The 5,145-nt window shown below is 40.2% G+C and carries 4 protein-coding genes and 1 pseudogene; 1 reads left to right on the top strand and 4 read right to left on the bottom strand.

The features are described from left to right. A pseudogene (locus tag FTV04_RS16300) lies at window positions 1-89 on the top strand (IS5/IS1182 family transposase); the annotation flags it as partial. A 147-nt stretch (window positions 90-236) separates the two neighbouring features. Here FTV04_RS16300 and FTV04_RS16305 read toward each other — a convergent pair. The 4 genes from FTV04_RS16305 to FTV04_RS16320 form a co-directional block, all read right to left on the bottom strand. Then, window positions 237-2,876 (bottom strand): bifunctional aconitate hydratase 2/2-methylisocitrate dehydratase, encoded by a 2,640-nt coding sequence (locus FTV04_RS16305; protein ID WP_180090405.1) that lies wholly within the window; start codon window positions 2,874-2,876, stop codon window positions 237-239. 296 nt (window positions 2,877-3,172) lie between these two features. Continuing rightward, window positions 3,173-3,442, bottom strand: a complete 270-nt coding sequence (locus FTV04_RS16310) for a hypothetical protein (RefSeq protein WP_078193937.1) — start codon at window positions 3,440-3,442, stop codon at window positions 3,173-3,175. Between the two features lie 296 nt (window positions 3,443-3,738). Further along, a complete protein-coding gene (locus FTV04_RS16315; protein ID WP_078193938.1) occupies window positions 3,739-4,098 on the bottom strand; it encodes a hypothetical protein in 360 nt (119 codons plus the stop codon). Between the two features lie 113 nt (window positions 4,099-4,211). Continuing rightward, window positions 4,212-4,649, bottom strand: coding sequence for an I78 family peptidase inhibitor (locus FTV04_RS16320; RefSeq protein WP_180090407.1), 438 nt, complete (start codon window positions 4,647-4,649; stop codon window positions 4,212-4,214). Window positions 4,650-5,145: the final 496 nt, after the last annotated feature.

Genomic DNA, 5,145 nt, shown 5'->3' on the forward strand with positions numbered 1-5,145 from the left:
GAGGAATTGCCACAAGATACGATAAGCTAAAACGTAACTATCAAAGCGCTGTTGCTTTAGCTTGTATATTTATATGGTTGCCTCTTTAGCTCAATTTATCGGCTGTAAATGTCAACACACCCTAAACTTACAATATTCTAATTAATCAAATTTAAACACGTATAAAATTCGCAATATACTTTTAATAATAAAATAAGGGCTGATAAATCAGCCCTTATTTTCAACTACTTAATCAATTAAGACAATTGAGCAGCAGCAATTTTCTTAGTATCAACATCTTTAGAAGCGTCAGTATAGTCGCTCATTTTGTCGAAGCTTAAGTATTGGTAGATGTCAGCAGACATGCTATCAATTTGAGCTGCGTATTCTTGGTACTCAGCTGGAGTTGGTAATTTACCAAGTACAGCAGCAACAGAAGCAAGCTCAGCAGAAGCTAAGTAAACGTTCGCACCTTGACCTAGACGGTTCGGGAAGTTACGAGTAGAAGTCGATACACAAGTAGTGTTCGGAGCTACACGTGCTTGGTTACCCATACATAATGAACAACCTGGCATTTCTGTACGAGCGCCAGCTTTACCATAGATGTTGTAGAAACCTTCTTCCATCAATTGACGTTCGTCCATACGAGTTGGAGGAGCCAACCATAGACGAGTAGATAAAGAACCACCAGGAACTTTGTCTAGAAGTTTACCAGCCGCACGGAAGTGACCAATGTTAGTCATACATGAACCAACGAATACTTCGTCAATTTTTGTACCAGCAACGTCAGAAAGCAATTTAGCGTCATCTGGGTCGTTCGGGCAGCAAAGAACTGGTTCAGTAATTGTAGAAAGGTCAATTTCATACACTTTAGTGTATTCAGCATCTGGATCTGCTTTGATTAGGCTTGGGTTCGCTAACCATTTCTCCATGTTTTCTACACGGCGCGCCATAGTACGAGCATCGCCATAACCTTCAGAAATCATCCATTTCAACATAGTAATGTTTGATTTAAGGTATTCAGCAACTTTCTCTTCAGAAAGCGTGATAGAACAACCAGCAGCTGAACGTTCAGCAGAAGCGTCAGAAAGTTCGAACGCTTGCTCAACAGTAAGGTCAGTTTCCATTTCTGTAAGGTCGATCTCAAGGATACGGCCAGAGAAGATGTTCTTCTTACCTTTTTTCTCTACAGTTAAGTCGCCTTCTTGGATCGCAACGTAAGGAATCGCATGTACTAGGTCACGTAGAGTGATACCAGGTTGCATTTTACCTTTGAACTTAACAAGAACAGACTCAGGCATGTCTAGTGGCATAACGCCAGTTGCAGCAGCAAACGCTACAAGACCAGAACCCGCTGGGAATGAAATACCGATTGGGAAACGAGTATGCGAGTCACCACCAGTACCAACTGTATCTGGAAGAAGCATACGGTTTAACCAAGAGTGGATAATACCATCACCTGGACGTAGAGAAACACCACCACGGTTCATAATGAAATCAGGAAGCGTGTGCTGCATTTGAACGTCAACTGGTTTTGGATACGCAGCTGTATGACAGAAAGATTGCATAACTAGGTCAGCAGAGAAGCCTAGGCAAGCAAGATCTTTAAGTTCGTCACGAGTCATTGGACCTGTTGTATCTTGAGAACCAACAGTAGTCATCTTAGGTTCACAGTAAGTACCTGGAAGTACACCTTGACCTTCAGGAAGACCACAAGCGCGACCAACCATTTTTTGAGCTTGAGTGAAGCCTTTACCAGTAGCTGCAGGTTGAACTGGAGTACGGAATAAAGTTGAAGGTGCAAGACCAAGAGCTTCACGAGCTTTAGTTGTTAAACCACGTCCAACGATAAGGTTGATACGGCCACCAGCACGTACTTCGTCTAGAAGAACTGGAGTTTTAAGTTCAGATTCAGCGATTTGAGCGCCGTCTTTGAACGCAGTAACTTTAGCAGCAGCGTGGTCGATTTTAAGCGTGATTTCGTCGCCCATGTTCATGTTTTGAACATCGATTTCTACTGGCAATGCACCAGCATCTTCCATTGTGTTGAAGAAAATCGGAGCGATTTTAGAACCTAAGCAGTAACCACCGTCTTTTTTGTTCGGGATGTGAGCAATTTCGTCACCGAAGAACCAAAGTACAGAGTTAGTTGCTGACTTACGAGAAGAACCAGTACCAACAACGTCACCTACGTAAGCAACTTGGTTGCCTTTCGCGATAAGGTCTTTGATTTGGTTAAGAGGACCAACTTCACCAGGAACTTCTGGGTTGATACCGTCACGTACGTTTTTAAGCATTGCGTTAGCGTGTAACGGAATGTCTGGACGGCTCCACGCGTCTTGTGCAGGTGACAAGTCGTCTGTGTTAGTTTCGCCAGTTACTTTGAAAACTGTAAGTTTGATTTCTTCAGGAACATCTTTACGGCTAGTGAACCATTCAGCGTCAGCCCAAGATTGCATAACTGCTTGTGCATTTGCATTGCCCGCTTTTGCTTTATCAGCAACGTCGTGGAACGCATCAAATACAAGAAGAGTTTTCTTAAGTGCTTCAGCAGCTAATTCAGCAAGCTCTGCATCATCAAGAAGTGCAACTAAAGGAGCAACGTTATAACCACCAAGCATAGTACCTAGTAGGTAAACCGCACGTTCTTTAGTTACTAGTGGAGAAGTCGCTTCACCTTTTGCCAAAGCAGCTAAGAAAGCAGCTTTAACGTATGCAGCTTGGTCAACACCCGCTGGAACACGGTTTTCTAGTAAATCAACTAAAAATGCTTCTTCGCCAGCTGGTGGGTTTTTTAATAATTCAACTAATGCAGCTGTTTGAGCATCGTCAAGTGGCTTCGGTGGGACTCCGAGTGCGGCACGTTCTTCAACGTGTTGGCGGTAAGCTTCTAGCACGGTGTTATTCCTCTTTTTTAAAAAATTATTTACGCATTCCTGCTTTAAATAAAGCTACGCAAATAATATGGACTGCTAAATTTTACTAAAATTCCAGTTAAAAGTTAATGCACTACAAGTGTTTCTTCGTGATGCCCGTTATTTTATAAATAAATGATCCTCATATCGTTTATACATTAAGCAAAATCAATACTTAGAACACGCTTTTCTTGCGCATATTAACTTTTGACTAAAATTAACCATCAAAAAAAGGCAACTAAATGTTGCCTGTTTTTATCAGTATTGGATATTCCACCTTAGTGTACAGTGGTTGCAGTGATATATTGCTGAAGTTCTGCTCGATCGCCTGTAAATCTGAGGCACCATTCGTCCTGACATGTGGTTTGATGTTGATTACTTGCAAAGCTGATATCGACCAAATAACGCTGAGAAAATTCATCTATTTTTTGGCGTAATGTGACTTTATCTCCAATGCTGAGCACGTAGTTCCCACCACCGATAATTGCTACGCCTTGTTCATCTTCTAGGAGTAGATCTGAGTGATGCATATAACCTATAACGTCCATATTCTGCTCCTCTACTGTTTTTTATTCTCCATTTCATTATTCATTAAAAAGATTTGCTTTTCTATATTTATGATTTAGCAAGTTGTCACAATTTGTATTCCGCTATGCTTAGGCTATTTTAAGTCTTTAAGCATCTTATACTCAAAAGTAACCCGAAGATAAATATGCATTCGCAAAATAAGCATGAACTCAATCATATGGCTAAACAACGGATAGTTATCCAGTTGTAACTACTCACTGATGAATACAGCCTTTAGGTTTTGCTTTACGCGCTTTCTCGCATAAAAAACCGTTCCTTAGAACGGTTTATAATCTGGCATTTCAGTATGCGGTGTTGCGATACATTTTTCAGTAAACTCAGCACGAATTTTTTCACGTGCTTTTTCAACATCAGTATTAATCTCAGCTTGCGGCAAGGCATAAACTTCATCAATGATGTTCAGGATAAATCCTTTGGTGGTTTCATCCTCAATTTTGTTGGCATGCTCAACTGCTTTGTCTTTTTCAATTGCATTTTGACGATCTAACATAATCGTACGTGCAGCATTACCTACACTGCGGCAGTAACCCTGCCACTGCTCTTCAGGGGTTAATGGTTTTTTTTCAGCACAGCCGACCAAAGCCACCATAACGGATAAAGCAAATAACTTTTTCATGAACTTCTCCTTACGAGGGGCAATATAAAAGATCGTAATGGATTTGTCATTTAAATTAGTCGTAGCCGAACAAACAAAAAAAAGCCCTTTCGGGCCTTTTTTATGCGTTTGAATTAACCGCAAGTTGCTTGAATAATCTTTTGATTGATTGGATTTACGGTGACGGTGACGCGCTCTACACGATAATCCATTGTTATTGGCTGCCCAGGTTTTACTAAACGGACAATTTGAGCTTGGCTAATCGCCTTGATCTGATCTTCAGTCAATTTTGCTTGACCAATCAGCGTCTTAGCCTTATCAGCTACACATTCAGTTTGGCTACTACGGAATAATACCCACTCTTCAACCACTTGTCCGTTTGGCAGATGGCAATACCCGACCTGACCATTTGCTTCATCACGAATTTCAAGTTTACCTTTTTGCTCGACACAATATTGGCTGGCTGGATTTGCCATACCAATTTTTTCTGGTGTCGTTTCAGTTTGTTGTGTTGTACTACAACCCGCCATAAGTGCTGTCAGTGCAACTAAAATCCATATATTTTTCATCATGTCTATTTCTGAATATAAAAATTTAACTTATCAAGTTTGTGGTAAATAAACGAGTTGTTTATTGCAGTTTTTAGCAAGCACTCTTTTTCTGTGATTGGGTGTGATATCCAAATTGGGCAACAACACATCCATTGTTCAATAATTAGGAAATCCATGAAAGAAGAATAAAGGATTAAGCTGTATTGGGTTATGAAACCCGTTAAAAACCATTGCTGAACGTTGTCGGGGTAACAAACTAGGATAGAGATTCTATTTAATTGCTGGAATCTATAATTTGGAACTGCGTAAAAATGACTTATAAAAGAGGTCTATTAATTGAGTAAGATATAATCTTACTTCAACAAAGTTATACATAAGTTACTAACATGCTTAGGGTCTGTTGACATTTGTTGATTAAAAAAATAGCGAGATAGTAAAATTAAATCGCCAAACCCAATTTTACACTCGCTATGCCTCGAACAATGCTAAATGATCAACACTGGTCCAAGTTACTTGC

Origin of the sequence: Acinetobacter sp. YH12219, from assembly GCF_013417875.1 — a bacterium.
Taxonomy (GTDB): Bacteria; Pseudomonadota; Gammaproteobacteria; order Pseudomonadales; family Moraxellaceae; genus Acinetobacter; species Acinetobacter amyesii.

What these genes read in the sequence shown, in the direction of transcription:
- FTV04_RS16310 (WP_078193937.1), bottom strand. Translation starts at nt 3,442, where the DNA reads ATGGACGTTATAGGTTATATGCATCACTCAGATCTACTCCTAGAAGAT.
- FTV04_RS16320 (WP_180090407.1), bottom strand. Translation starts at nt 4,649, where the DNA reads ATGATGAAAAATATATGGATTTTAGTTGCACTGACAGCACTTATGGCG.
- FTV04_RS16315 (WP_078193938.1), bottom strand. Translation starts at nt 4,098, where the DNA reads ATGAAAAAGTTATTTGCTTTATCCGTTATGGTGGCTTTGGTCGGCTGT.